This window comes from Cellvibrio sp., assembly GCF_053579595.1.
Genome location: NZ_JBRFPI010000517.1, coordinates 1 through 2468 on the forward strand (window position 1 = coordinate 1; position 2468 = coordinate 2468).

A 2468-nucleotide genomic window follows, 5' to 3' on the forward strand; every position below is an offset into this window, starting at 1 on the left:
AATCTTTCCACAGTTCTTCCTGAATCCTTTCACAATCCTGCAAGCATTCATTTTCCATGCTGGTGTCATAAGCTAGACCACAACCACGCTGAGAAAATCTTATGCTTGAAACATCCGATAAAAACCACTCCACAGCTGCTAGCGCGGCTACTAATCGCTCCGTTATTGATAACGACCGCCGCAGAACGCTAGCCGCACTGGGTGTATTTAGTCTGATGGGCGCTGCCGGGTTAATTAGTTGCGGTGGCGGATCATCGTCCAGCAGCAATAGCAGCACAAGCTCATCTACTACCAACACCACAACATCATCTACTGCTGCCAGCTCCGTTACCAGCAGCACTAATTCATCGGGAATATGCACATTAATTCCTACCGAAACTATTGGGCCATTTCCACTCTCGACCTTATTGGATAATTCTTTGGTGCTGCGCGAAAACATCGCGGAAGATAAAACTGGCGTGCCGCTGCAAGTAAAACTCAAATTGGTGAATATCAATGACAGCTGCAAACCGGTTTCAGGTTATGTGTATATCTGGCATTGCGATAAAGACGGGCTTTATTCCGGGTATTCGCAAAACAATAACGCAGGGCAATCAGGAAAAACCTATTGCCGCGGTGTGCAGTACACAGATACCAGCGGCATTGCACACTTCACCACAATTTATCCGGGCTGGTATGCAGGGCGAATTACACACATTCATTTTCAAATATTTTTAACCAACTACGGCAGCAGCGCTAAGTCCACCGCTATTTCGCAGATGGCATTTCCCGCCGAAATCACCACCGCTGTTTACAACTCTTCACTCTATAGCAGCAAAGGGCAAAACACCTCGGTAAAAACCTTTAGCGCGGACAATGTGTTTAGCGATGGTGTTGAGTATCAATTAGCAACCGTCACTGGCAACGTGACGGATGGCTATGTGGCAGAATTAGACGTTGGTATTGCGATTTAAAACTTTAGGTGCGAAACACGCTCAGCAATCCATCCAATTTGCGGATCTCGCGCTCAAGGTGATCGCGCGATTGGCTGGTTTGCTCACCAGCTTCATGGTTTTGTTTTGCCTGTTGCAGAATCGTATCCATGCTACCGGTGATTTGTTGCATTGACTGCTTTTCTTCTTCCGACGCGCGTTCAATTTGCGAATTCATTTGCCGGATTTGATCAACTGCATCCACTATGTTGGAAAACGCCTGTGACGTATTCGCGATACGCTCTTTAATCACCAACGCTTTTTGTTGTGCCCCGCTCATAACTTCTACCGCTTTACTTGAACCGGTAGTGAGATTGGTAATAATAGTTTCGATTGCTTTAGTGGACTCCTGAGTGCGCGATGCAAGACTGCGCACTTCATCGGCCACGACCGCAAAACCGCGCCCGGTTTCACCGGCGCGCGCCGCTTCAATCGCCGCATTTAAAGCCAATAAATTGGTTTGCTCTGCAATGCTGCGAATCACCTCCAGCATTGCACCTATATTGCGGCTATCAGCCACCAGCGCAGAAATCACTTGCGATGCGTTATCAACCTCTTGCACCACTTCATCAACACCTTGCTGGGCCGAGGCGACTATTTTGTTACCTGCACCGGTAATGCTCGTGGCATCGGTGGATGCCTGATTCGCACCTACTGCAGCCTCTGCCACCTTATCCAGGGTGTTGGAAATTCTATCCACCGCATTGGCAACATGAGAAATTTCGCGCAGTTGCGCATCGCAACCTCTGGCTGCCTGGGTAATTGATTGGGTAATTTGCACACTCGCCGCCGTGAGTGTGTGATTGCTTGCCTGTGCCTGACTGATCAGCACCTGCAATTTTTCAACAAACCGATTAAACGCAAATGCAAGGCGCCCCAATTCTGTAGTGGTATTTTCATTAGGTAGCCGCGCGGTTAAATCGCCCGAGCCTGAGGCCAATTCCTGCAGGTTTTCGGTAACCTGTGCAACCGGCTGCACAATCATTTTGTTGGCGAAAATAAAAATAACTATCGCCATTGCAATACTTACCAACAAGGCTGAAAATAATTTTATGGACGCCGCACGCTGCAATTGTTGGACATTGCCAGTTTCACTTTCAACTTTGCCGTCAGCTTCTTCTTCCATTTCTCCGATAAACGCGAGCAGCCCATCAAGCTGGCTATTGAGTTGGTTATATTCTTCAGCAGCAACAGTGCCCGCCTGCAATTTACTGATCAGTGCCGCGCGTGTTGCGTGATAATTATTTAATTGCTGATCCAATTTACTGACGGTAGCCTGCCCCATTAATCCCGATGCTTTCATGCGTCCCAAGGCATCATTTTCCATAGCAGTGGCAGCGTCCAACACCGCTTGCATTTCCGCGAGCGATTTTTCGTTGTGATACAATTTTTGCAATACAATAATTTGCCCCTCAAGGCCAATCTGCCCTTCCATAGCACCATCTGCCGCATTCCACGCCGGGCCGGAAATATATTCCAGCAAGCCACCCAATCTTT

General features: G+C 48.1%; 2 protein-coding genes. One reads left to right on the forward strand and one right to left on the reverse strand.

Going from position 1 to position 2468, the window contains the following annotated elements:
* The first annotated feature begins 101 nt into the window (after nt 1-101).
* Entirely contained in the window at nt 102-953 is an 852-nt protein-coding gene (locus ACWA6V_RS20580; RefSeq protein WP_449524238.1) for a protocatechuate dioxygenase, read from the forward strand.
* A gap of 4 nt (nt 954-957) precedes the next feature.
* Here the strand turns inward: ACWA6V_RS20580 and ACWA6V_RS20585 are convergent.
* Nucleotides 958-2468 (reverse strand): methyl-accepting chemotaxis protein (locus tag ACWA6V_RS20585; protein WP_449524239.1); only part of this gene is annotated, 1511 nt, incomplete at its 5' end.